This window comes from Pseudoclavibacter sp. 13-3, from assembly GCF_021168475.1.
GTDB lineage: Bacteria > Actinomycetota > Actinomycetes > Actinomycetales > Microbacteriaceae > Pseudoclavibacter_A.
The window spans coordinates 277,202-301,277 of sequence record NZ_JAJOZT010000001.1 but is presented as its reverse complement, the minus strand read 5'-3'; the positions used below and the strand labels follow the sequence as shown (position 1 = coordinate 301,277).

18 protein-coding genes are annotated in these 24,076 nt (G+C 67.1%); 9 read left to right on the top strand and 9 right to left on the bottom strand.

Translation table 11 applies throughout. From position 1 onward, the window contains the following. Positions 1 to 18 precede the first annotated feature (18 nt). The 8 genes from LRX77_RS01390 to LRX77_RS01355 form a co-directional block, all read right to left on the bottom strand. Positions 19 to 678 carry a YitT family protein gene (locus LRX77_RS01390; RefSeq protein WP_231831051.1) on the bottom strand — a complete coding sequence of 220 codons (660 nt, stop codon included), beginning with the start codon at positions 676 to 678 and terminating at the stop codon, positions 19 to 21. Positions 679 to 723: 45 nt separating this feature from the next. Continuing rightward, entirely contained in the window at positions 724 to 1,419 is a 696-nt protein-coding gene (locus LRX77_RS01385; RefSeq protein ID WP_231831050.1) for a PadR family transcriptional regulator, read from the bottom strand. A 111-nt stretch (positions 1,420 to 1,530) separates the two neighbouring features. Then, complete coding sequence (locus tag LRX77_RS01380) at positions 1,531 to 3,087, bottom strand: phospholipase D-like domain-containing protein (protein ID WP_231831049.1); 1,557 nt, start codon at positions 3,085 to 3,087, stop codon at positions 1,531 to 1,533. 140 nt (positions 3,088 to 3,227) lie between these two features. Beyond that, positions 3,228 to 4,847 (bottom strand): L-lactate permease, encoded by a 1,620-nt coding sequence (locus tag LRX77_RS01375; RefSeq protein WP_231831048.1) that lies wholly within the window; start codon positions 4,845 to 4,847, stop codon positions 3,228 to 3,230. A gap of 248 nt (positions 4,848 to 5,095) precedes the next feature. Next, entirely contained in the window at positions 5,096 to 5,863 is a 768-nt protein-coding gene (locus LRX77_RS01370) for an endonuclease/exonuclease/phosphatase family protein (RefSeq protein ID WP_231831046.1), read from the bottom strand. Positions 5,864 to 5,966: 103 nt separating this feature from the next. Beyond that, on the bottom strand, positions 5,967 to 7,274 hold the full coding sequence (locus LRX77_RS01365) for a DUF3533 domain-containing protein (RefSeq protein ID WP_231831045.1): 1,308 nt from the start codon (positions 7,272 to 7,274) through the stop codon (positions 5,967 to 5,969). Between the two features lie 245 nt (positions 7,275 to 7,519). After that, entirely contained in the window at positions 7,520 to 8,176 is a 657-nt protein-coding gene (locus tag LRX77_RS01360) for a TetR/AcrR family transcriptional regulator (protein WP_231831044.1), read from the bottom strand. 56 nt (positions 8,177 to 8,232) lie between these two features. After that, complete coding sequence (locus LRX77_RS01355) at positions 8,233 to 9,111, bottom strand: trehalose-phosphatase (RefSeq protein WP_231831043.1); 879 nt, start codon at positions 9,109 to 9,111, stop codon at positions 8,233 to 8,235. Positions 9,112 to 9,349: 238 nt separating this feature from the next. Here LRX77_RS01355 and LRX77_RS10305 point away from each other — a divergent pair, with 238 nt between their 5' ends. The 9 genes from LRX77_RS10305 to LRX77_RS01310 all read left to right on the top strand — a co-directional run bounded on the left by LRX77_RS10305 (position 9,350) and on the right by LRX77_RS01310 (position 23,140). Continuing rightward, a complete protein-coding gene (locus LRX77_RS10305; protein WP_269453595.1) occupies positions 9,350 to 11,488 on the top strand; it encodes a TPM domain-containing protein in 2,139 nt (712 codons plus the stop codon). Positions 11,489 to 11,801: 313 nt separating this feature from the next. Next, the gene (locus LRX77_RS01345; RefSeq protein WP_231831042.1) at positions 11,802 to 12,521 is read left to right on the top strand and encodes a PspA/IM30 family protein; all 720 of its coding nucleotides are present in this window, start codon (positions 11,802 to 11,804) and stop codon (positions 12,519 to 12,521) included. A gap of 132 nt (positions 12,522 to 12,653) precedes the next feature. Continuing rightward, positions 12,654 to 17,432: an ATP-dependent helicase gene (locus LRX77_RS01340; RefSeq protein WP_231831041.1), complete on the top strand. Its 4,779-nt coding sequence runs from the start codon at positions 12,654 to 12,656 to the stop codon at positions 17,430 to 17,432. Beyond that, positions 17,432 to 18,244, top strand: a complete 813-nt coding sequence (locus LRX77_RS01335; protein WP_231831040.1) for a DNA-formamidopyrimidine glycosylase family protein — start codon at positions 17,432 to 17,434, stop codon at positions 18,242 to 18,244. The genes LRX77_RS01340 and LRX77_RS01335 overlap by 1 nt, the downstream gene beginning before the upstream one ends. Positions 18,245 to 18,271: 27 nt before the next feature. Then, complete coding sequence (locus LRX77_RS01330) at positions 18,272 to 19,423, top strand: polysaccharide deacetylase family protein (protein WP_231831038.1); 1,152 nt, start codon at positions 18,272 to 18,274, stop codon at positions 19,421 to 19,423. A gap of 292 nt (positions 19,424 to 19,715) precedes the next feature. After that, positions 19,716 to 20,885, top strand: a complete 1,170-nt coding sequence (locus tag LRX77_RS01325) for an LLM class flavin-dependent oxidoreductase (RefSeq protein ID WP_231831037.1) — start codon at positions 19,716 to 19,718, stop codon at positions 20,883 to 20,885. Further along, complete coding sequence (locus LRX77_RS01320) at positions 20,872 to 21,393, top strand: MarR family winged helix-turn-helix transcriptional regulator (RefSeq protein WP_231831035.1); 522 nt, start codon at positions 20,872 to 20,874, stop codon at positions 21,391 to 21,393. Before LRX77_RS01325 ends, LRX77_RS01320 begins: the two co-directional genes overlap by 14 nt. 78 nt (positions 21,394 to 21,471) lie before the next feature. Continuing rightward, entirely contained in the window at positions 21,472 to 22,194 is a 723-nt protein-coding gene (locus LRX77_RS01315) for a CE1759 family FMN reductase (RefSeq protein ID WP_158031156.1), read from the top strand. A gap of 157 nt (positions 22,195 to 22,351) precedes the next feature. After that, a complete protein-coding gene (locus LRX77_RS01310; protein ID WP_231831034.1) occupies positions 22,352 to 23,140 on the top strand; it encodes an isocitrate lyase/PEP mutase family protein in 789 nt (262 codons plus the stop codon). A gap of 84 nt (positions 23,141 to 23,224) precedes the next feature. Here LRX77_RS01310 and LRX77_RS01305 read toward each other — a convergent pair whose 3' ends face one another. Then, positions 23,225 to 24,067 carry a GTP pyrophosphokinase gene (locus LRX77_RS01305; RefSeq protein ID WP_231831033.1) on the bottom strand — a complete coding sequence of 281 codons (843 nt, stop codon included), beginning with the start codon at positions 24,065 to 24,067 and terminating at the stop codon, positions 23,225 to 23,227. Positions 24,068 to 24,076 lie beyond the last annotated feature (9 nt).

Below are 24,076 nucleotides of genomic sequence, written 5' to 3'. Positions count from 1 at the left end.
CGTACTCGGCGTCCAGGGTCAGAACCCCAGGTATCTGCCCGGCCTGTGGTTCAACGCGATGACGAGATTCATGATCACCGCGCCGATGGCCGAGAGCAGCACGTTGAACGGCGAGGTCACCGTGAGCGCGGCGACCACGATGACGACGTCCAGGGCCATCTGCACGTAGCCGGCTCGCCACCCCCATCGGTCTTGCATGATCAGCGCCATGATGTTGAAGCCGCCGAGACTGGCGTGGTGTCTGAAGAGAATCAGCAGGCCGATGCCGGCCAGCAGGTTGCCGGCGACGGTGCCATAGATCGGATTCTCAGCGAGTGGGCCGAGCATGGCCGGGTGCAGCGGGGAGAGCGCGGAGACTGCTGTGACGGCGAGGACGGTGCGGATCGTGAAGTTCCAGCCGCGGTGTCTGACCGCGAGAATGAAGAACGGCAGGTTGACCGCCAGGAACAGCACGCCGAAGGGCACCGGCGTCGCATATGCCAGCAGCAGGGAGAGGCCTGCGGTGCCTCCGGTGACCACCCCGGCCGAGTGCAGCAGGTAGAGCCCGAGCGACGCCGCGAACACTCCGCTCGAGATGCCGACGACATCTTCGAGAACGGTGTGATGCTGCGGTGCGTATCGCTGCTGAGCCGGATCGCTCTCAGAGCTCGAATCTGCTGCATCGGGAGAGGAAGTCATAGATGCGTATTCTACCGACCGTCCGAGACAGGCCGGCGACCGGCCTCACTCGGCAGAGTCGGATGCTGCCTGCGCGTCCGTCGTGCTCGGCGCGTCTGGGTGCACCGGCTCGTCGTCGGCGAGGATGCGGAAGAGCGCCTTGCGTGTGCGGGTCAGCTCCTGGATGGCCGCCTGGCGCTGGCCGGCGGTGGCGTGCCGGAAGTCTCCGATGACGCCGAAGAGTGCTTCGGCGGCGTCCCGGATGCCGCCATGCTCGCCGCGATGCGGGCGTGCATCCCAGATGTGTGCGATCTCATCCGCGTGCTCGGCGACGTACTTCTTGCCTGCCGCGGTGAGCTCGTGCGCACCGTCGGCGGCGGATGCCGCGATCAGGCCCTCTTCGGTGAGCTGCTGCAGCGTGGGATAGATGGAGCCGGGGCTCGGCCGCCAGCTGTCATCGGTGCGTTCGGCGATGCGCTTGATGATGCCATAGCCGTTGGAGGCCTCGTCGCTGAGCAGAGACAGGATGGCCAGCCGTGTGTCACCGCGGCGAGCGCGTCCGTGCGCGCGGGGGCCGTGACCGCCGGGGCCGTGACCACGGCGCCCGCCGAAGCCCGGGCCGCCGAAGCCTGGCCCGCCGAAATCGGGCCCACCATGCTGTGGGCCGCTGTAGCGAGATCTCGTGTGCTCTGCGCATTCCCAGCCGAAGGGTTGCCGTCCGCCGTCAGGCGCTGAATGGTGGTGGAATCGTTCGTTGTGCATGTGTTCTCCTCGAACAGTCGTGGTGGTGTCGGGAGGACTCCCGACTATCCCGATATATCGGTATCGGGAACATGATTGAATATATAGCGATATATCGTAATCTGCAAGAGGCTATTGCACGGCAGAGGTGAGACGGGCAATGCCGTCCAGAGCCTTCTCGCGCAGCGGCCGGCTGTTCCACTGCTCAAGGTCGAGGGAGCGGCTGTTGCGACGGTAGCTGTCTTCGATGAGCCGCAACCGGTCGACGAAGCCGCGGCTGCGAACCAGCACCGAGACCTCCATGTTGAGGCTGAACGAGCGGATGTCCATGTTGCTGGAGCCGATGACGGCGACCTCGTCGTCGATGGAGAAGTGCTTCGAGTGCAGCACGGTGGGAGCACGATAGAGATGAATCGACACCCCGGCCTCCAGCAGCGCGGCGTAATAGGAACGCTGTGCATGGTGCACGAACACCTGGTCGCCCACCTCCGAGACGAAGAGCTCGACGTCGAGCCCTCGCGAGGCCGCGGTGACGAGTGCGAGCAGCGTGGATTCGTCTGGGACGAAGTACGGGCTTGCGATGCTGATGCGGCGACGAGCGTTCTGGATGAGCATGACGAACAGCTTGAGTGTGTTGTCGTTCTCGAAGCTCGGCCCGCTGGGCACGACTTGGGCGTCGACGTGGGCCACCTCGGCTCCGGCAGGGCCCTCGGTGATGCTGGGGCCATCGAGCGCAATGGGGGTCTCCGACTGGGCGGGGGAGGTCTCGTCCGGCCGGCTCAAAGCTGCTGCTGCGGATGCTGGCCGAGCCTGGCCATGCGCAGCCGGCGTGAGCATGTGGCCAGATTCGCTGTACCAGTCAGAGACGAAGACGGCGTCCAGCTCGGCGACCAGAGGGCCCTCGGCACGCATCATGACCTCATGCCAGTGGAGCCCGCGCCGGAGGTTCTTCGGCTTCAGATAGGACTCGTCGATCAGGTTCTGCGACCCCGTGTAGGCGACTGCGCCGTCGATCACCAAGACCTTGCGGTGATTGCGCAGATCGGGTCGCTGCCACTGCAGCGAGAACGGGCGAAGCGGCAGCATCGGGCGGTATTGCGCTCCCATGTCGCTCAGCAGGCGCTGGGTCTCGCGCCGGTGCGGGTACATGAAGCCGGAGAGGTGGTCAGAGAGCACTCTGACGGTGACGCCACGTGCGCAGGCTCGCCGAAGTGCGTCGAAGAACGGCTGCGTGGTGCTGTCGTGCACCAGGATGTAGAACTGCACATGGACGAAGTCGACGGCGTGGTCGATGTCTTCGGCCATCGCGGCGAACGAGGCATGATAGTCGTCGATCAGTCGCACACGGTTGCCGCCCACCATCGGCAGGGCGCCGAGACGCTCATTGAGCACCAGGCCGGTGGCCAGCCAGTCGGGCGACTCAGGCGTCACACGGTGAGCGGCGACGCCTGAGCGGCCGAGCATCATCTCGTTGACCTCGTGCTGTCGCTCACGCCGCCAGCGCGGCAGCCGCCCGACGCCGACGGTCAGAAACCCGAGCACCCCGACGAGGGGGATGAAGACGATGGTCAGAATCCAGGCGATCGCGGTCGCCGGCTTGCGGCGCAGCGAGATCGCGATGGCGGCGACGAGCACGATCAGAATGTGCGCGATGAGGGCGAGAGAGCTGACGAACTGCACTGCTGACATGGCTGCGCTCCTGCGTGCCCGAGGTGAAGAGCGGGGGAGCCGGCTCCCGGGGTGCAGCCGACCACGGCCAGTCTACGGTGCGTGCAGATTCCCGCGGCGCCTGCCGAGGCGACAGGGCCGCGGGTGCACGGTCGGCATGCTCAGCGAAGAAACAGCGAGAGTGCGTAGACCCACAGCGACAGCACGACCAGCAGCCCGAGGCTGTATGGGAGCGCGGCGCGCATGATCGCCGACTCCTTGCCTGCGAGACCGACCGCGGCAGATGAGACGGCGATGGACTGCGGCGAGACGATCTTGCCGATGCCGCCGCCGGCCACGTTCGCCGAGACCAGCAGGGTCGGATCGGTGCCGATCTCGGTTGCCGTCACCGACTGCAGGTGAGCGAAGAGCGTGTTGTTGTTGACGACCGAGCCGGTGATGAACACACCCAGCCAGCCGATCACCGGTGAGAGCAGCGGGAACAGCGCGCCGACGCTTGCCAGGGCATGGCCGATGGTGGTCGAGCCGCCGGAGAAGTTTGCGATATAGGCGACGATCATGATGAGCAGGATCAGCAGGATCGGCTGCCAGAGCATCTTGACCGATGCGATGAACTCCTCGCCGACCTGCTTCCAGGAGAGTGCGCTGCTGGTCAGCGCGGTGAGCAGCACTGACACCAGAATCGCGGTTCCGGCGGCGCCGATCGGCGACCACGTCCACACCGCAGTCATCGGTGCATCCGCACCTGCAGCCATGACCTGGCCGTCGAGACCCGGGATCGCAACCGGCACGCTCAGCGCAGAGAGTGCGCCACCCTTCGACCGATCGAAGAGGTTTGTGAAGAAGGGGGCGCTCCAGATCAGAATGAGCACGGTCAGAAACAGGAACGGCGACCAGGCGCTGACCAGCTGACGCGGGGTGTAGTGCTCGCTGATCGGCTCGGGAGCACCGGGCATGCGGAAGGTGCGCTTCGGCTTCCAGAAGTGCGACAGCACGGCGAGGGCGGCGAGAGCGACGATCGACGGGATGATGTCGGCGAGGTCGGGCTGGCCCAGCACGAGCAGCAGCAGGGCCTGCGAGCCGCTGAACGCGACGACCACGGTGATGAGGGCGGGCAGCACCTCGCGGATGCCGCGGAAGCCGTCGAGAATGGCGACCAGCAGGAACGGGATGATGATCGTGGGCAGCTGACCGACCACCACCATCATGCCCGACAGCTCGGGGATCGGGACGTCGCCCTGGCGTGCGGCGATGATCACGGGAATGCCGATGGCGCCGAAGGCACCGGCCGCGGCGTTCGAGATGAGTGCCAGCACGGCAGCCTTCAGCCCGGGAAAGCCCAGTGTCACCAGCAGCGCGGCGCAGATCGTGATCGGCACGCCGAAGCCGGCCGCGCCCTCGAGAAATGCTCCGAAGCAGAATGCGATCAGCAGCACCTGGATGCGCTGGTCGGCGGCGATGCCCGAGATGCTGTTGCGAATGATGTCGAACTTGCCGCTGCGCACGGCGAGTTTGTAGAGCCACACCGCCATCAGAATGATGTAGCCGATCGGCCACAGGCCGTTGAGCACACCGTCGAGGGCGGCGCCGCCGATGGCCACCGCCGGCATGCCGAAGCCGACGAACGCCACGATGATGGCGAGCACGGCCGAGATCGCCGCAGCGGTGGTGCCCTTCATCTTGAAGCCGACCAGTGCTACCAGAAAGAAGATCACCGGTACAGCGGCGAGTCCCGCTGAGAGAGCGAGATTGCCGGTCGGATCAAGCGGTTGTATCCACATGACAGGGGCCTTTCGTGCATGCTGGACAGCACACACGAGCGCCGTTCAGTCTGGGGATGAGCGACGTCGTCGTCAGGATCGGTCGGGTGCCAGTGGTGGCATTTGTGGTCAGACCACATCAGGACCACATGACACAATACCGTCACTTGCACGCCGATGGGGCGAGGCAGACCTCACTCGTTCTCTCGGGCGCGGCTCGGGTGCGATGCGAAAGCCCGAATGGCCGAGGCTGGGAGGCAGTGAGCGGCTCAGGCCAGACCGGGAACGAACGTGGCAGGAGTGTTGCTCTTGGGGCCGTGACCAGATTTCGTCGCGACACTGGTGAGCGTCTGAGTGCTGGCACTCGAGTCGTCGTACGAGGCGTTCACCAGAATCGGGTGATGATCTGAGAGCCCCTGCGGCAGCGAGGTGACGCGATTGACCGTGAAGCCGGTCGACGTCGCCATGTCGTAGCGGCCGCGGAAGATGCGATAGCGCTGATAGGTGCGCTGCTCGGTTGCGGTCAGCTCGTAACCGTGCGTGCGCACGCGCTGCTGCAGGTGACGCTGGAAGAACGGATAGTTGTAATCGCCGACCATCAGCGACGGCAGACCGGCACCGAACTGCGCGAGTCGTTCGAACGACGTGCGAATCTGGTTGCGTCGCAGCGAGTTGAGCGCGGTGAGCGGGGCCCCGTGAAAGGATGCGACCATCAGCTCGCGATCGCGGGTGAGATCCATCAGGCGGGTCGCGACCAGGCGTTCGTGCGCGGGAGCGGCGACGCGGTCGTGCAGCGACTTCTTGAGCTGGTGCGTCTGCGAGTCGATCAGCCGGAAGCGATCGGCGCGATAGAACACCGAGATGCCGAGCCGATTGCCGCGGGTCGCCTCTGCGAGTCGCAGCGACCCGATCTCGGTCGGCAGGGAGTCGATGTCGCACTCTTGCAGACACAGCACGTCGGGATCGAATCGACTGGTCAGATCATCGAGCTCGCACAGAGCACGGTTCTTGCGCAGGTTGTAGCTGACGACGTTCATCACGACAGTTTGCCTCCAAAGGGTGGAACCTCTCTCACACTACCGTTCGAATAGCCGGACCGGGTGCTCTGTGGCCGCAATGTGCTGTGAATTCACCAGATCGTCACAGTGCCGCAGCTGCGAGGGCCAGACGGGGGTTTCGCGAGTCACCATGACGGTCATAGAACCTCATGCCGACGACGCCGATGATCAGCGCGACGACGATCGCCGATGATCCGGTGACGACCGCATGCCCGAGGCCGGCATCCCACGCCGCGTCGTAGAACAGCACGGAGCGCACGCCGACGTAGATCTGGTGCAGTGGCTCGAAGCCCGCCAGCCAGCGGAAGAATCCGGGCAGGGCCTCGAGGGGGACGGTGCCTCCAGAGCTCGGCAGGCCCAGAATGATGAAGATGAACAAGTTGAGCAGCAGGCCGGCGCTGCCCAGCAGGGCCTGCACGGTCTGTGCGACCAGCGAGACCGCGAGAATCATCAGCAGGCTGAGGCACCACAGAGTCCACGGATGGTCGACGGGCATGCCGACGGCCTGACTGATGATGACGAAGAGGGTGGCGACGACCAGAGAGATCAGGGTCATCACGCCCCATTTGAGCGCAAGTGTGCGGAGCCGACTCAGACCGGCGAACGGCTGGAAGCCGTAGGCCGGCCCCATCTCGCTCGGCGTGGCGCCGAGCATCGAGTCGATCACGGTGCTCGCTGCCATTGAGCCGGTGAAGCCCGCGAGCACCAGCAGCAGGGCGAAGAAGAACGCGGCGAGGCCGTCGCCGGTTCCCGAAGGCAGCGGGTTGTACATCTGGACGTCGACGTGCAGGGGCTGCGCGAGGGCGGCCTGGGCCGTGCCGGTGAGCGATGTCTGGAGGGCGGCGCTCTGCTGCTCCACCACAGTGGTGAGCTGCTTGCCGAGCGCGGAGTTGGCCTGGGCCAGCGCCTGCTCGCCGACTCGTGTGCCGATCGATGCGCCTCCGCTGCCGTTGCGGGGGTTGACGAGCACAGTGGCGCTCGGCTGCGTCACCGGAGTGGCCGAGAGCGTACCGGCACCCCAGGCGGTCAGCTGCTGGCTCAAGTCGTCGGGCAGCACGATCGCCGCATAGAGGTCTCCGGCAGACATGCGCTGCTGCGCCTCGTCGAGGGTGATCTCGGCCACGCTGAACTGGTCGCTGTCGATGCCGTCGACGATGCCCTGGGCGATCTGTGCGCCGGCGTCGAAATGCTCCCCGTCGGCGAGGGTCGTGCCGGAGTCCTGGTCGACGACGGCGATCGGGAAGTCATGCAGGTTGTCGGCCGCGTTGATGTTCGAGGCGAGGTACATGAAGGCGAGGACGGCCATCACGATGGAGACGACGACCGTGGGCGCGGCCCACATCAGGGGGCCGCGATGCGCGGGAGGTTTCGGGGTGGAGTGTGTCGGCATGATCCTGCGCTTTCGAATGAGAAATGAGACGAGTGAGACGAGTGAAGATGAGTCAGCAACCGGCGATGAGGGTCGGCTGGGGACGCTGCGGCGGGGCATGCTGAGCAGCCTTGCGCCGCGCTGTGCTGCGGGGAAGGCTGTGCTGCGGGGAAGGCTGGGACGAGATGTCTGGGGTGAGATGTCTGGGGTGAGCGGCGGTGCCGGAAGCAGGATGCTCGCCCTGCGGAACGGGTATGGTCTGGCTGCTACGGCGAGTGCTGCGACGCGAGACGGAGGACTGCGCTGGGCCCCGGAGTGGCAAGGCCGCCGATCACGCAGCGCGTGAGGTATTCGCGCATCTGCCGGGCAATCGTGGGCACGTCGCAGCGGTCGTCGGCCTGGAGCCAGTCGATCAGCATCCAGATGAGCCCGGCAGAGAGTGCATGGCTGGTGGTCGAAGCTGGCAGCGGTGAGGTCTCCAGCGCGTCTGCGATCGGCGTGTCTGCACTGATGCGCTGGGCGAGAAAATTGGTGAAGGCTGCGACGACACGGTCGCCTCCTGGGCCGTGAAAGACCCGTAGAAAGAACGCTCCGTGGTCGAGCACGGTGTTCAGCACGGTGGCGAACGCCTCGTGCATGGCGTCGGCGATCTCTTCTCCGGGTTTCAGATCGTGTCGCACCGCGACGAAGGCCACGCGCAGGCGGGCCATGGCGGCTGCAGCGAAGATCGTGGGCAGGTCGCCGAAGGCCTGGTAGAAGGTGGGGCGGGTGACGCCGGCGACGTTCACGATGTCGGTCACCGAGATGTCGCTCGGGTCGCGCTCGTCGAGGAGGTCACTTGCGGCAGCGAGCAGGATGTCACGTGAGCGGCTTCCTCCGCGTGCACTCGCCGTGGCATCCTCATGCACATGATCTTTACGCATGTAAAGAACTTATCAAGTGTAAAAAATCCAGTCAAGGCGTCCGGTCATCGTTTCTGTCAGACGGTGCAGCTCTCGACGCAGCGCCCCAGCAGTGCGGCCCCGGCGTCATCGTCTGTGAGAATGCGCTGGGGATGCGCCGGGTCGGCGATGAGCAGAACCGGATAGGGCTTCTCGAGCGTGCCGTCTGGGCGCGCGCCGGTCGTCTGCGGATCACCGGGTTGTACGTCGACATGCGTGGGCTGGTAGCCCTGCGCATACAGCCAGTCGGCCATGGCATAGTCACTGCGCGAGTCACCGACGGTGAACCATCGATCTGGCAGCGGCCCGTCATCGCCGAGCATCTGCAGCGCTCGCTCGGCGCCGAGAGCCTTGCCGCTGCGCTCGACTTCGACGTCGCAGCTGATCACCGTCGGGTCGATGCGCAGATCATGGGCGCCCAGTCTGTCGCAGAGCGCAGCAAGCTGGCGCACCAAGGCGTCGCGCTGCCGGAGGAATGCACCGTGGTCGCTGCCGGCGATCATCTCGACGGAGAGCATCGTGCGCTTGGTGTCGTCGAAGAACATCGTTGCAGCGAACTCCCCGGCGGCCGCTGACCGCCCGAAGTCGATCACGGGTTCTGGCACCCGCATCGTCTCGTCGACGCGCAGATCGCGCAGACCTGCTGGGCCGATGCGTGCCCAGACGGCGCCCTTCTCACCGATGACGACCAGGGGGCGAGCACTGTCGCGCAGTCCCGCGTCTGCCAGCTCGGGGACGATCTGCTCGCTGACGAAATCGGTGGAGCGCCCGGTGTTGAAGGCGATGGGCACATCGTGGTCGGCCAGCCAGACGAGTCGCTGGGCGATCTCAGGCAGGTGCAGCGTGCGCGTGACCGGGCTGGCGATCGGGCCGTCGACATCGAGCAGCAGACCGAATGGGGCGGTGGGAGTGGTCATGATCCCATTGTGCTCGCTGACCTCGTCGTGTGCACAGCCCGCTGCCGAGGTCATCGCCTAAACTGACCGGGCAGCGACGTCGCATCAGGTGACGTGCACGCGCTGTCGTCGAGTCTGGCGGACTGCATTGACCCGAGAGGATCCGTTGCCGGTGAAGAGCGAGTTATCGATCAGAGCAGTGCCAAACAGAGCAGAGCTGGGCAGAGCAGAGCTGGGCAGAGCAGCACACAGTGGCGCGTTGCCAGGCAGCGCAGGGCCGCGCGGGCAGGCAGCGTTTTGCAGGTGGTTTCGCCGGTGGCTGCGGGAGGCTTCCCTGCGGCGCGCGAAGACCGTCGCCGTTCTCGGCCTGCTGGCGCTGTGGGCGACCGCCGTCTCGGCGGGGGCGACCCCCGCGCAGGCCGAAGAGCCTCCGACGTTCGGCGCGTCGTCGATCGTCGACACCGCCGGCGTGCTCTCGGCGAGTGACGAACAGCAGATCAGCGAAGCTTTGACCGGGCTGGCGCGTGACCATGGCATCCATCTGCTCGTCGCCTTCGTCGAGACCTTCGAATCGCCATCGGACAGACAGCAGTGGACGCAGCGAACGGCGACTGTGAACCAGCTGGGCGATGACGACGGGGTCTTCGGCGTGGCGGTCGATCAACGGTTGTACAGTCTCACCGTCGCCGATGCCTTCCCGATCTCCGACAGCGACATCGCGACCATAGAGACACGCATGACCTCGTCCCTCGCCGATGACGACTGGGCGGGAGCGACGCTCGCGCTCGTCACCGGGCTCGACGCTGCGGCATCCGCTGATCTTGCCGCCGACGGCACGGTGAAGCAGCCCGTCTCGGCGTGGCCATTCGTGATCGCGGTGGCCGTGATCACCGTCGTCGCCCTCGGCATCGTACTGGTGCTGCGGTTGCGTCGACGTCGCCGTGATCGCCAGACGCAGCGGGTCAGGCAGCAGGAGCTGCACGACTTGGAACGCCAGTCGGGCAGCGCACTGGTGCGGCTGGATGATGCGGTGAAGACCAATGAGCAGGAACTCGGTTTCGCGATCGCCCAGTACGGCGAGCAGGCGGCACAGCGCTTCTCGCGTGCGCTCGACCAGGCCAAGCGCAACTTGAGCGAGGCATTCGCGCTCCGGCAGAAGCTCGATGACGCGATTCCCGACACGGAGGATGAGCGGCGATCCTGGGCTCAGCGAATCCTGCAGCTCGTGCAGCAGTCTGATGCAGAACTCGACTCCTGCAGCGAGGAATTCGAACAGTTTCGCCAGCTGGATGCGCAGGCCGCACATCTGCTCCCGCAGCTGCACCACAGCCTGGACGAGATACGTGCCCGAGTTCCTGACGCGCGTGCGCGACTGGCGAGACTGCGCACGGTCTATGACCCCGCCGAGACCGACATGATCGAGGGCAACGTCGACCAGGTCGTCTCGCTGGCTGGCTTCGCCGAAGAGCATCTTTCGGCTGCGGGAGCAGCGTTAGCCTCGCCCACGGGGTCGGCCGCGTCAGACGTGCGTGCCGCCCAGCAGAGTCTGGGGCAGGCAGACGACCTGTTGTCGGCCGTCGGCGTCGCTGAGCAGGATTTGAGCGCTGCACTGCGACAGCTGCCGTCGGTGGTGGCTGATCTGCGGCAGGATGTCGCTGCGGCGCAAGGCGTTCCCGCTGCGGCGCGATCTGCGGAGTTCGACGCATGCCTGAACGAGGCGCAGCAGGCGATGGCCTCCGATGGCACGCGTCGACCGCGCAGCACGATGAACAGCGTGCTGGCAGCGGATGCGAAGCTGACGTCTGCAATGCAGCTGGCCTCCCAGAGGGTCGTTGAGCTCGATCGTGTACGGTCGCAGCTCGCGCAGCAGATTCCAGCGGCGCAGGCGCTGATCGCCACTGTGCACGACTTCATCACCACCAGGCGCGGAGTCATCGGCGCCACGGCGCGAACGCGTCTCTCAGAAGCCGAACGGGCATTGGCAGATGCTCAGTCGCTCGAGACGCAGGCGCCTGCCCAAGCCCTGGCGGCCGCCCAGCAGGCACGGATGCGCGGCGAGCAGGCGCTGGACGCCGCGCAGCAGGACGTGCGCGGCTCCGATGACCGTTTCGACTCGGATGGCCGCGGAGGCGGTTCAGGCGGAGGCCGTGGTGGTGACACCGACTGGGGAGCCGTGCTCGGCGGCATCATCATCGGCGGGCTGCTCAACGGCGGTCGAGGGGGAGGATCCGGCGGAGGCTACGGCAACGGATCCCGGAACGGTGGTGGCTTCGGCGGCGGAGCTGGGGGAGGCTTCGGCGGTGGAGCTGGTGGTGGCTTCGGCGACGGTCGCGGGTTCGGCGGGAGTGCCGGGGGTGGTGGCTTCGGCGGCGGGCGTGGCGGAGGCGGGCGGTTCTGACGACCGGCTGTGGCATCGGGATTCGTGGCATCGGGATGTGCGATCCAGGCAGGTCATGCACGCGGTCGACGTCGTGCACGCGGTCGAGCCCATGCACACTGGCGACCCCATGCACACTGCTGAGCTCAGACAGGCGGGCCAGGATGGCGAACCGAAGGGCGGCAGGCGCGCTGGGCAAAGGTGATGCACAACGAGTGCACAGCAGTTCGCCTTGCTCTGGCGTCGGAGCACGCCTGTAACCTGATGCTGGTGCCAATGCCGGAACCAATGCAGCATGACGAATCATGCAGCACGACGAAAGGAACCACCCATCATGGCGAAGCAGTCCATCCTCGGTCGAATCGGTCAACTGATCAAGGCGAATCTGAACGCACTGATCGACTCCGCCGAAGACCCGGAAGTCGCGCTCAATCAGCTGGTGCGTGATTTCACCGACAACATCACAGACGCTGAGAACGCGATCGCGCAGACGATTGGCAATCTGCGACTGCTCGAGCAGGATCACGCTGAGGATGTCCGTGCTGCGCAGGAATGGGGCACGAAGGCCAAAGCCGCCAGCGTCAAGGCCGACGAACTCAGTGCGGCGGGTGATGTGTCCGGTGCAGAACGATTCAACGCCCTGGCCAAGGTCGCGCTGCAGCGGCAGATCCAGGCCGAGCAGGAGGCAAGAGCCGCCGAGCCCTCGATCGCCAGCCAGAATGAGGTCGTCGACAAACTCAAGTCGGGTCTCGACGCGATGCGCACGAAGCTCGAGCAGCTGCGTTCGAAGCGCGACGAGCTGATCGCGCGCAAGAAGAGCGCCGAGGCGCAGTCGCAGGTGCATGACGCCCTCAAGAGTGTGAACGTCTTTGACCCTACCAGCGAGATCAATCGGTTCGAAGAGAAGATCCGCAGGGAAGAGTCACGCGTGATCGGGCAGAACGAGCTGGCCGCGTCGAGTCTCGATGCGCAGTTCGCCTCGCTCGACGACTTGGGCACGCAGGCGGAGGTCGAGGCGCGTCTCGCCGCGTTGAAGGCCGACCAGGACTCCTGACGCAGACCACCCCCAGTCGCGTTTGTCGCGCGGCGCATCGTGGCCAGTCGCACACGGAGGCATCCGGTGACCTGTCTGCGAGACTGGCCGGTGACCCGGTGGCGTGTCGGTACCGGCGCCTAGGATGACAGCATGTCGTCTCGTGTCTCATCCAGCAGCCTGTCGGAATCGCCGAATGCGGCGCCGGTGCCGGAGCTGACCGAGTTCTCGGCGCCCACCCGCGCATGGTTCAGCGCAGCCTTCAGCCGGCCGACCGAAGCGCAGAGCGGAGCGTGGGCCTCGATCGCCGCAGGACGCCACACGCTGGTGGTCGCGCCGACCGGCTCTGGCAAGACGCTGGCTGCGTTCCTGTGGTCGATCGATCGTCTGGTTCGCGAGCATCGCGAGGGGGCGGCGTCGGCGGACACAGCCGCGGTTGGCGTTGACAACGGGCCGCATCCGGCATCCGCAGCGCCTGAGCCTGGGGTGCGTATTCTCTACATCTCGCCGATGAAGGCGCTGGGCGTCGACGTCGAGCGGAATCTGCGCGCACCGCTTGTTGGCATCGCGCAGGCAGCCGAGCGGCTCGGCGAGCGACGGCCGCAGATCAGCGTCGGGGTGCGCTCAGGCGACACGACGCCGAAAGAGCGGCGTCGTCTCGTGGCGCACCCGCCTGATGTGCTGATCACCACACCCGAGTCGCTCTACCTCATGCTCACCAGCAAGGCGGCCGAAACCCTGAGAACGGTGCACACGGTCATCGTCGACGAGATTCACGCACTCGCTGACGACAAGCGCGGGGCGCATCTCGCTCTCTCGCTCGAGCGCCTGGAAGGGCTGCTCGAGACCTCGCCGCAGCGCATCGGTCTGAGCGCGACGGTGCGTCCGATCGATGCCGTCGCGAGATTCCTCGGCGGGTCGCGCCCGGTGCAGGTGGTCGCGCCCGATCGCCGACGGAGGTTCGACCTGACGGTCGAGGTGCCCGTCGACGACATGTCGAACCCGCCGCTGCCCGAGAACGATGCATCGACGGGTGCCGACGGCGAGACGACCGGCGACGGCGAGCACCGGGTGGGCTCGATGTGGCCTGCGATCGAGGCCTCGCTGCTCGAACGCATTCACCGCGTGCGCTCGACGATCGTGTTCACCAACTCGCGACGTCTGGCCGAGCGTCTCACCACGCGTCTCAACGAGCTGGACGCCCACGGGCGAGACCCCGCAGCCGAGGTCGAACCGCTGGCTCGGGCGCACCACGGGTCGGTCTCGAAAGATCAGCGTGCCGATGTCGAGGAAGCGCTCAAGACCGGCAGACTGCGCTGCGTGGTGGCCACGTCGAGCCTGGAGCTCGGCATCGACATGGGGCTCGTCGATCTGGTGGTGCAGATCGACGCTCCGCCGTCGGTGGCCAGTGGTCTGCAGCGGGTCGGCCGAGCCGGGCACCAGGTCGACGGCGTCTCACGGGCCGTGTTCTACCCGACGCATCGTCAGCAGCTGCTCGAGACGGCGATCATCACCGAACGCATGCTCGGCGGCGAGATCGAGCACCTGCGCATGCCGGGCAACCCCCTCGACGTGCTCGCTCAGCAGACCGTCGCCGCAGCCTCGGTCGCCACGCTCGACGTCGAAGTCTGGTACGAGACCGTGCGGCGGGCGGCACCGTTCGCATCGCTGCCGCGCAGCGCCTACGAGGCCACGCTCGATCTGCTCAGCGGCCGCTACCCGTCGAGCGAGTTCGCCGAGCTGCGGCCGCGCGTGCTGTGGGATCGTGACGAGCACACGCTCGAAGCACGGCCCGGGGCCAAACGGCTCGCAATCACCAGCGGCGGCACGATTCCCGATCGCGGGCTGTTCCGCGTCGTGGCGATGGGCGGCGACGAAGACGACGGCACCCGAGTCGGCGAACTCGACGAAGAGATGGTCTATGAGTCCAGGGTCGGCGACGTCTTCACGCTGGGTACGACCTCCTGGCGCATCCGTGAGATCACGCATGACCGCGTGAACGTCGTGCCCGCCTTCGGTCAGCCCGGGCGCATGCCGTTCTGGCGCGGCGACAGCGCCGCACGGCCCGCCGAGCTCGGCGAGGCCCTCGGCGAGATGCTGCGCGGGCTCGAAGACGCAGGGGCCGCCGAACGGCTGCAGCGCGCCGGTCTCGACCAGCGCGCGGTGCGCAACGCCCTGACCTATCTGGCCGAGCAGCGCGAGGCGACCGGCCTGGTGCCGACCGATCGTGCACTCACGATCGAGCGCACTCGAGACGACGTGGGCGACTGGCGCCTGGTGCTCGAATCGCCGTATGGGCAGGCGGTGCACGCGCCCTGGGCACTCGCCGTCAACGCACGGGTGCGCGAGCAGCTCGGCATCGACGGCAGCGCCATCGCGAGCAACGACGGCATCATCGTGCGCATTCCCGACACCGAGAGCACGCCGCCGGGCGCCGAGCTCTTCGTCTTCGACGCCGAAGAGATTCGTTCGATCGTCACCGCAGAGGTGAGCGGGTCTGCGCTCTTCGCAGCTCGCTTTCGCGAGTGCGCCGCGAGAGCGCTGCTGCTCGGGGCGTCCAAACCCGGCAGCCGGTCACCGCTGTGGCAGCAGCGCCAGCGTTCGGCCCGACTGCTCGAGATCGCCGCACGGCATCCGCAGTTTCCGATCGTGCTCGAGACCGTGCGCGAGTGTCTGCAAGACGTCTATGACATCGACGCGCTCGTCGGTCTGATGCAGCGTGTCGACTCGCGTCGCGTGCGTCTGCGCGAGGTCGCCTGCGAGCTGCCCTCGCCCTTCGCCCGGTCGATGCTCTTCGGCTATGTCGGCGAGTTCATGTACGAGGGCGACCAGCCGCTGGGCGAGCGTCGCATCGCCGCGCTCACGGTCGACCCGCACCTGCTGCGCGAGCTGCTCGGCGAGGTGGAGCTGCGCGAGCTGCTCGACGCCGACGCGGTGACCGACGTCGAGGCCGAGCTGCAGCGCACGTCGCCCGCCTTTCGCGTGCACGGCGGCGAGGGCGTCGCCGACCTGCTGCGGATGCTCGGGCCGCTGAGCACGGCAGAGGTGTGCGCCCGTCTGGCGGCGGCGTCGCCTGCGGCAGCCGAGCTGTTGGGCGAACTCGAGAACGCACGACGGGTGATCTGTGTGCGCGTCGCCGGCATCGATCGCTGGGCTGCCGTCGAAGACGCCGGTCTGCTGCGCGACGCGCTGGGCACTGCACTCCCGGTCGGTGTCGCAGAGGCGTACATGAAGCCCGTCTCAGACCCGCTGCGCGAACTGATCGTGCGTTGGGCCGCCACCAACGGGCCGTTCACCGCTGCGTCGGCGGCTGCGCGCTTCGGCCTGGGCACGGCGGTGGTGCGGGGTGCCCTGGAGCGCTTGGTCGTCGAGGGGCTGTTGTTGCGCGGTCGGTTCCGACCGCAGCACGCAGCAGCTGCCGCGGGCGCTGATGACGACGCAGATGTCGAGTGGGTGCATCGCGACGTGCTGCGCCGCCTGCGGTCGCGCAGCCTGGCGAATCTGCGCGGCAGCATCGAGCCGGTGCCGCAGCGCGCCTTTTCGATGTTCCTGAGCGACTGGCAGGGGTGTACGAACCAGCAGCGGGGGCTTGACGGTCTGCTCTCGGTGATCGAGCAGCTCGCCGGTCTGCCCCTGGCGGCGTCGACGCTCGAGACGATGGTGCTGCCGCAGCGCGTCGTCGACTATGCGCCTGCGATGCTCGACGAGCTGATCGCTTCGGGGCAGGTGCTCTGGGTGGGCGAGGGAGACCTGCCCGGGCATGACGGGCGCGTCAGCCTGCACCTGGCCGACGCGCTCGATCTCACCAGACGCATCGCAGACGACGGCGATCAGGCGAGTGACGCGAGCGGCACCGGCGCCGGCCTGTCGGGACTGCCGCAGCTGATCGCCGAGGTGCTGAATGACGACGGTGCGCTCTTCGCCCACCAGCTTCGGCAGCACCTGATCGCACGGGGCGCCCGTTTCACGACCGAGCAGCTGACCGATGCCGTCTGGGAGCTCGCCTGGTCTGGGGCGATCACGACCGACAGTCTCGGCCCGCTGCGGGCGACGGTCGGCGGAACCCATGCCGCCCAGAAGACGCGACATCGCCCGAGTGTCGGCCGCAGCATCCGCCGGGGCGCGTTCGCGCGGGTGCGCGACGCCAGAGCCCACGGCCAGGTCGTCGGCGACGAGCGCGACCCTGCCATGCGCACCGGGGCCGCGCAGGCCGCCGCGACCGAGCCGCGGCTGGCCGGGCGCTGGGCGCTGGTGCCGCACAGCACCGCCGAACGCGCCGAACGGCTCTCGGCGCAGGCGGGGCTGTTGCTCGACCGGTACGGGGTCGTGACGCGTGGATCGGTCATGGCCGAGGGCTTTCCCGGAGGCTTCGCTCAGGTCTATCAGCTGCTCGCCGAGTTCGAGCGCAGCGGCTACTGCCGGCGCGGCTATCTGGTCGACGGGCTCGGCGGGGCGCAGTTCGCCGCATCTGGCACCGTCGACCGGCTGCGGGAGTTCGCCGATCAGCATGCATCGTCATCGGGTCAGTCGCTGACGCTCTCGGCGACCGACCCGGCGAACCCGTTCGGGGCGTCGCTGCCCTGGCCTGACGACGGCCCCTCCGGCGCAGGCCGCCCGAAGCGCAACCCCGGCGCGCTGGTCACCATCGTCGACGGCGAGCCCGTGCTGTATCTCGAACGAGGCGGGCGCACCGCCGTCTCGTTCGTTCCGGCCGATGCAGACTCACCCGACGAGTCGGCGGCGCGGCAGACGCTGCGCGAGACCGCAGCGCGCTCTCTGGTCGACACGGTGCAGAGCCGGCACCTGGCGACGTTCACCGTGCTGAAGGTCGACGGCGAACCCGTCGGCGGCTCGATCTGGCGACGGCCGCTGCTCGACGCCGGGTTCGAAGAGACGCCGCGAGGCCTGATTCTGCGCAGGAGGGTGCGCTGATGCCCGAAGGCGATACCGTCTACCGCACCGCCCGGCTGCTCGACGACGCGCTGCGCGGGCAGACGCTCACCCGGTTCGACGTGCGCGTGCCGCGGTCGGCCACGGTCGATCTGACCGGATGCCGGGTCGAGCAGGTCACCTGCTATGGCAAGCACCTCCTGCATCGCATCGGCGACTACACGCTGCACTCCCATCTGCGCATGGAAGGGCACTGGGATCGGTACCGTCCCGGTCAGCGCTGGCGTTCACCCGGCTATCAGGCACGGGCGGTACTCGCCACTGAGACGATCGTGACCGTCGGCTTCGAACTCGCCGAGGTGCGCGTCGTGCCGCGCGCCGAAGAGCACCTGCTGACCGACCTGCTCGGGCCCGACCCGCTGAAGCCGCAGTGGGATCACGGCGGGCTCGAGATCGCCGCCGAGCGCCTGGCCGCCGACGCACGCCCGGTGCACGTCGCCCTGCTCGATCAGCGCACCGTGGCCGGGTTCGGCAACGAGTACGGCAATGAGATCTGCTTTCTGCGCGGCATCGACCCGCACACCCCGGCGAATCAGGTCGACGCCGTGGCGATGCTGCGTCTCGGCGCGCGGATGATCCGCGCGAACCGCGACCGCGTCGAACGCACCACGACTGGCAACCGTCGGCGCGGCGAACGTCTCTATGTCTGCTTTCGCGCCGGGCTGCCCTGTCGACGCTGCGGGGCAGAGATTCGCTTCGACCGTCTCGGCGCCGATGCGACCCGGCTGCGCGATGTCTACTGGTGCCCGAAGTGTCAGCCGGTGGTGGCAGACTGTGGGTGGCCCGGTGCGTGACGGCACTCGGGTAAAGGGGGAGACCGAATGAGCAAGCCAAATCGACGCAGACCGCATCGACATGCCCGCGGGCGGCATCGGCTCGCCTCGATTCGTCTGCTGACGGCTGCCCTCGTCGCCCTCGCGGCGGTGCTGCTGATCGTCGGCGCGCTCATTCCGAGCACCGGCACCGTGTCGTCGCAGCCTGCCCGGGATGCCGCCCTCGCAGCTGCCGGCGCCGACGCGCCGGATTCGACGGCGGAACCGAGAAGCGACGGTGTCGACGACGCCGGCCTCTGCACGGTCTCGTTCGCCGGCGAAGACGTGCACGAGCCAGAGGTGCCCGAGACCGTCGGAGAGCTCTACCACGACCTGCCGGTGCCGAGTCGAACCGGGTGGGTGTTCGCCGGGTGGTACGCCGATGACGTGAGCGCCGCATCCGCCGATCAGCGCGCCCGGGTCAACGGGGCGCATCTGGTCGACTGCACTGACGGCGAGCGCACCCTGCATGCCGCGTGGCAGACGCCGGATGCGGTGCGTGCGGCCGACGTGCGGGTGCCGATTCTGATGTATCACCAGTTCACGACGAAGCCGGAGGGCGAGAGCGGCTGGCTGCGTCTGAACTACGCGTACATCGGAGACTTCGAGGAGCACATTCGCTATATCTCTGAGAACGACTACTACCTGCCGACCTGGGACGAGCTCGACGCGTTCGTCGACGGGCGCCTCGCCCTGCCTCGAAAGTCGGTGATCGTCACCGATGACGACGCCGACTCATCATGGATCGACCTTGCCGCGCCGATCGTCGAGCGGTACAAGGTGATGACCACCTCGTTCGTGATCACGAGTGCTCGCACCGATGCGGCGCCCAACCGCTTCGTGCTGCAGCGCTCGCACACGGACGACATGCACCGCGCCGGTGCGAACGGCAGAGGGCGCATGGTGAACGAGTCGGCGCAGGTCGTGGCGCAGGATCTGCAGACCTCTGCTGACATCCTGGGGGTCAAAGAGGTCGTCGCATACCCTTTCGGCCATCACAACGCCGTCGCAGAGCAGGGGGTGCGGCAGGCGGGATTCGATCTCGCGGTCACCGTCGCCGGCGGCACCGTGCATCAGGGCAGCGACAAGCTCGCCCTGCCTCGCGTGCGCATCGACTACGGCACGAAGCTCGCGACGGTGAAGGCCGTGCTCTCTCAGTGACCGCAGTGACAGCTCAGCGCGCGCACGCCGTGTGGCTGGGCATACTCTGCTGCTGTGTGCGTCGTTCGCCCACCACTGACGAATACCGCGAGCGGATGCATGGGCCGGGTGAGTGTGCAAGGCATCGTCTGCGGTTCGTCGTCGCTCATCTGCGGGAATATCTATTCAGTTGCATAAGTTGCAGAGACAAGTAGAATGACACCAGGCCGACGAATCGAGGCACAGCGCATCGATCGACGAGATCGCCGCAGCACCACGGCATCCACCGGCCACACGATGAGAGGCGGCAGACATGCAGTTCGGAATCTTCTCGGTCAGCGACATCACGCGCGACCCGGTCAGCGGCGAGACCCCCAGCGAGGCGCAGCGCATCAAGGCCGCGGTGACCATCGCGAAGAAGACCGAAGAGGTCGGCATGGACGTCTTCGCGATCGGCGAGCACCACAACCCGCCGTTCTTCTCGTCGTCGCCGACCACGCTGCTCGCCAGCATCGCGGCGCAGACCGAGCGCATCGTGCTGAGCACTTCGACCACGCTGATCACCACGAACGATCCGGTGCGACTGGCCGAGGAGTACGCGATGCTTCAGCACGTCTCTGACGGACGCATGGATCTGATGCTCGGCCGCGGCAACACCGCGCCGGTCTACCCCTGGTTCGGCAAAGACATCCGCGAGTCTCTGCCCATGGCGCTCGAGAACTACAACCTGCTGCACCGGCTGTGGCGAGAGGACGTCGTCGACTGGCAGGGCAGCTACCGCACGCCGCTGCAGGGATTCACCTCGACGCCGCGGCCGCTCGACGACGTGCCGCCCTTCGTCTGGCACGGTTCGATTCGCACACCAGAGATCGCCGAGCAGGCGGCCTACTACGGCGACGGCTTCTTCGCCAACAACATCTTCTGGCCCAAAGAGCACTACATGCGGCTGATCCGCATGTACCGGCAGCGCTTCGAGCACTACGGGCACGGCACGGCGGCCCAGGCGATCGTCGGACTCGGCGGTCAGGCCTACATCGCGAAACGCTCGCAGGATGCCATCCGCGAGTTTCGGCCGTACTTCGACCACGCGCCGGTCTACGGCAACGGGCCCACGATGGAGGACTTCACCAGTCAGACGCCCCTCAGCGTGGGCAGCCCGCAGGAGGTCATCGACAAGACGCTCACGTTCCGGGAGTCGTTCGGCGACTACCAGCGTCAGCTGTTCCTGATGGATCACGCGGGGCTGCCCCTGACAGCCGTGCTCGACCAGCTCGAGCTGCTGGGCGGCGAGGTCGTGCCCGTGCTGCGTCGCGAGCTGGCGGCGCTGCGCGCTCCAGGTGTGCCCGACGCGCCGACGCACGCGTCTCTGGTGCGTGCGAAGTACGGCGACGCCGAACCGCGCCAGCCGCGCCCGAACGCCAACCGCGGCGACAACGTCACCGGTGGCTCGCCCTACCAGGACACCGACGATGTGCGCCGGTGAGCCGTTCGCGACCGGCGCCGGTGCTGTCGCCGGCCGAGGCGGCGCGCACCGGTCGGCGCGCCGGTCGGTGCGCATCGCGAACGAGGCGTGGGAGGCGCTCTTTCGCGCTCAGGGACGACTGCTGCACGCCTTCGAGGCCGACGACATCTGGCAGCAGGTGTCGCTGAGCGAGTACGACGTGCTCTACACCCTGGCGAAAGAGCCGAACGGGCTGAGCATGGGCGAACTGAACGCGAGTGTGATGCTCACGCAACCGACCCTCTCGCGCCTGATCGAGCGGCTGGTCGGCCGTGGTCTGGTCGGTCGCGAGCGGATGCCGCACGACAGCCGGCGGGTCTGCGTCACGCTGACTGCAGAGGGAAACCGAGTGCAGCGGATGGTCGGCCGACGGCATGCACGACTGGTGGCCGACCGTCTGACGGCGGCGCTGAGCGACGCGGAGCTGGAGCAGCTGCGCGATCTGGCGGCGCGGCTGGCACGTTCGGCTGCCGAAGACGGCGAGGCATGAGCCGGGGGAATGGTCGTGCGCGAGACGACTCAGCACAGCGAGACGAGTCAGCAGAGTGAGAGAGAACAGGTGAGAACGATGGAACCGCAGAAAGACGAGGCGACCGGGCGCACCCGGCAGATCGTGGTGATCAGCGCCGGGGTGTCGCAGCCGTCGTCGACGCATCTTCTGGCCGATCAGTTCGTGCGGCGGGTGCTGCAGCGAGCCGAGGCGGCGCAGGTCACCGTCGAGGTGCGTCAGATCGAGCTGCGCCCGCTGGCACAGCAGATCGTGCAGGCGATGATCAGCGGTCTGCAGAGCGTCGAGATCGCACAGGCGATCGATCGGCTGGCCACAGCGGATGCGATCGTGGTCGCGACGCCGATCTACAAAGCCGGCATGAGCGGGCTGCTCAAGAGCTTTCTCGACATTCTCGACCAAGACCTGCTGCTGGCGAAGCCGACCGCGCTGCTGGCCACGGCCGGCACTGCGCGGCACGCGCTCGTGGTCGACGAGCAGCTGCGTTCGACGATGGCGTTCTTCCGCACGCTGACGATTCCGACCTCGGTCTTCAGCACATCTGAAGACTGGGGCTCGGCGAGTCTGGGCGGGCGGCTTGATCGCGCGGCAAGCGAACTGGTCGTGCTGCTGGCGAGCGACGTCGCGCGGGCGATCACCAGCAGCGGTTGGCAGCACTACCAGCATGAGTTCGGATCGGTCGCCGAGCAGACGGCGGCAGTGAGGGGCAAGACTAGTGCAGGGGATGCTGCCGGGCTCGACTTCGACTCTGACCTGATGCGGCTGGCTGCCGGTGGGCAGTGACGCTGCCGTTCGGCGACGTATACGGTGTTCGCGCTGGGAGGAAGCAATGCGGTTCGCCGGGCGACCGGTCGCTAGTCTCGTGGCAACGGGCCGGGACATCGGCTCGACCCCGGCCGACACGACCGGATCGGCCGGACTCCGACGAGAGGAACCGACCATGAGCGAGACGACGAGAGCCGAGACCGCGCGCAGGGCCGAGACGTTGGGTGCGCTGCATCGCGACCCGGGCATCCTGCAGGTGGTGAACGTCTGGGACGCGGTCACCGCCACAGTGGTCGCAGACCTGCCCGAGACCAAGGCCCTGGCGACCGCCGGGCACTCGATCGCAGCGAGTCACGGCTATGCCGATGGTGAGATTCCGCTTGATCTGCTGCTCGCAGCCACTGCGCGCATCGTGGCTGCGACCGAGCTGCCGGTGAGCGCTGATCTGGACGACGGGCACGGTGATGCCGCCGAGACGGTGCGCCGTGCGATCGATGTGGGCGTGGTGGGCGCGAACATCGAAGATCGTCTGCGGCCGTTCGAGACGTCGGTCGAGACGGTGCGCCGCGTCGTCGCAGCTGCGGGGTCAGCCGGGGTCGACTTTCAGCTCAACGCTCGTACCGATGCGTTCGTGCTCGGTGGCGACCGACCCGTTGACGTGATCATCGACGATGCGGTGACCCGAGGCCGCGCCTATTTGGAGGCCGGTGCGGCACTGGTGTTCGTGCCCGGAGTGCTCGATCGTGAGACCACCGAACGACTGGTCGATGGCCTCGGGCGAGGCCGTCTCAGCGTGATCGGGCTGCCGGGCGCGTTGAGCGCAGCAGAATACGAGCAGCTCGGCGTCGCTCGCATCTCATATGGGCCGATGACCCAGCGGCATGCGCTGCGCGCGCTGCGCGATCTGGCGACGAGTCTCTACGGCGACGGTGTGATTCCCGAAGACACGCCCGAGCTGAACTGAGTGAGCTGGGCGATCTGGGCGATCTGAGTGAGCTGAGTGAGCTGGGCCGAGCAGTGCGCGTCTGTCTCGCAGACGGCTGACTGATCAGGTCGCGTCTTGGCCGTATCGGTCTCGCAGATGGGCCAGGCGGTTGATCAGATGGTTGTGCAGCGGCAGCCCGGGCGTCTCGGTGCTGTTCGCTGCATGGCTGTCGCGCGGATGCGAGTGGAACAGATCGGGATCGTCGATCGTCTCGGCGTCGTCGAGGCCGTGCACCTGCTGATGCAGATCGGCCATCAGCTCGTCGAGTTCGGTCGCCGTCTGGGCCGATTCGTGCAGCTGGCGTCGAATCTGCTCGGGCACGTCATGGCGGTATTTGTAGTAGATCTTGTGCTCGAGCGACGCCCAGAAATCCATCGCGATGGTGCGAATCTGAATCTCGACCGTCACCGGAACCGTTCCCGATGAGAGGAACACCGGCACCGAGACGATCATGTGCAGGCTGCGGTAGCCGTTGGGCTTGGGCTGGTGCACATAGTCTTTGACCTGCAGCACGGTGAGATCGTCTTGGCGCAGCAGGGCGCGGTAGACCTGTTCGATGTCAGAGACGAAGCTGCAGGTGATGCGCACGCCGGCGATGTCGGTGATCTCGGCGCGGATGGAGTCGAAGTCGGGGGCGATGCCCTTGCGCTCGATCTTGTCGAGCAGGCTCTCGGGCGACTTGAGTCGGGACTTCACATGCTCGATGGGGTTCTCACTGTGCAGATGCGCGAACTCATCGCGCAGAATGTTCACTTTGGTGAGCACCTCGTCGATGGCGAACTTGTACTGCAGCAGAAAACCGGTGAACTGCTCTCTGAGCTGACGCCAATGAGCGACGTCGTCGTCTCCCAGCCGAGCCAGGTTCTGATTCGTGAGCCGAGGCACGAGCTCATAGTCAGCGTTCATGGAATACAC

Excerpts from the sequence above, each read along its gene's own strand:
- LRX77_RS01345 (WP_231831042.1), top strand. The coding sequence starts at position 11,802 with ATGGCGAAGCAGTCCATCCTCGGTCGAATCGGTCAACTGATCAAGGCG.
- LRX77_RS01310 (WP_231831034.1), top strand. The coding sequence starts at position 22,352 with ATGAGCGAGACGACGAGAGCCGAGACCGCGCGCAGGGCCGAGACGTTG.
- LRX77_RS01360 (WP_231831044.1), bottom strand. The coding sequence starts at position 8,176 with ATGCGTAAAGATCATGTGCATGAGGATGCCACGGCGAGTGCACGCGGA.
- LRX77_RS01390 (WP_231831051.1), bottom strand. The coding sequence starts at position 678 with ATGACTTCCTCTCCCGATGCAGCAGATTCGAGCTCTGAGAGCGATCCG.
- LRX77_RS01335 (WP_231831040.1), top strand. The coding sequence starts at position 17,432 with ATGCCCGAAGGCGATACCGTCTACCGCACCGCCCGGCTGCTCGACGAC.
- LRX77_RS01385 (WP_231831050.1), bottom strand. The coding sequence starts at position 1,419 with ATGCACAACGAACGATTCCACCACCATTCAGCGCCTGACGGCGGACGG.
- LRX77_RS01330 (WP_231831038.1), top strand. The coding sequence starts at position 18,272 with ATGAGCAAGCCAAATCGACGCAGACCGCATCGACATGCCCGCGGGCGG.
- LRX77_RS01380 (WP_231831049.1), bottom strand. The coding sequence starts at position 3,087 with ATGTCAGCAGTGCAGTTCGTCAGCTCTCTCGCCCTCATCGCGCACATT.
- LRX77_RS01315 (WP_158031156.1), top strand. The coding sequence starts at position 21,472 with ATGGAACCGCAGAAAGACGAGGCGACCGGGCGCACCCGGCAGATCGTG.
- LRX77_RS01375 (WP_231831048.1), bottom strand. The coding sequence starts at position 4,847 with ATGTGGATACAACCGCTTGATCCGACCGGCAATCTCGCTCTCTCAGCG.
- LRX77_RS01370 (WP_231831046.1), bottom strand. The coding sequence starts at position 5,863 with ATGAACGTCGTCAGCTACAACCTGCGCAAGAACCGTGCTCTGTGCGAG.
- LRX77_RS01305 (WP_231831033.1), bottom strand. The coding sequence starts at position 24,067 with ATGAACGCTGACTATGAGCTCGTGCCTCGGCTCACGAATCAGAACCTG.
- LRX77_RS01365 (WP_231831045.1), bottom strand. The coding sequence starts at position 7,274 with ATGCCGACACACTCCACCCCGAAACCTCCCGCGCATCGCGGCCCCCTG.
- LRX77_RS01355 (WP_231831043.1), bottom strand. The coding sequence starts at position 9,111 with ATGACCACTCCCACCGCCCCATTCGGTCTGCTGCTCGATGTCGACGGC.
- LRX77_RS01340 (WP_231831041.1), top strand. The coding sequence starts at position 12,654 with ATGTCGTCTCGTGTCTCATCCAGCAGCCTGTCGGAATCGCCGAATGCG.
- LRX77_RS01320 (WP_231831035.1), top strand. The coding sequence starts at position 20,872 with ATGTGCGCCGGTGAGCCGTTCGCGACCGGCGCCGGTGCTGTCGCCGGC.
- LRX77_RS01325 (WP_231831037.1), top strand. The coding sequence starts at position 19,716 with ATGCAGTTCGGAATCTTCTCGGTCAGCGACATCACGCGCGACCCGGTC.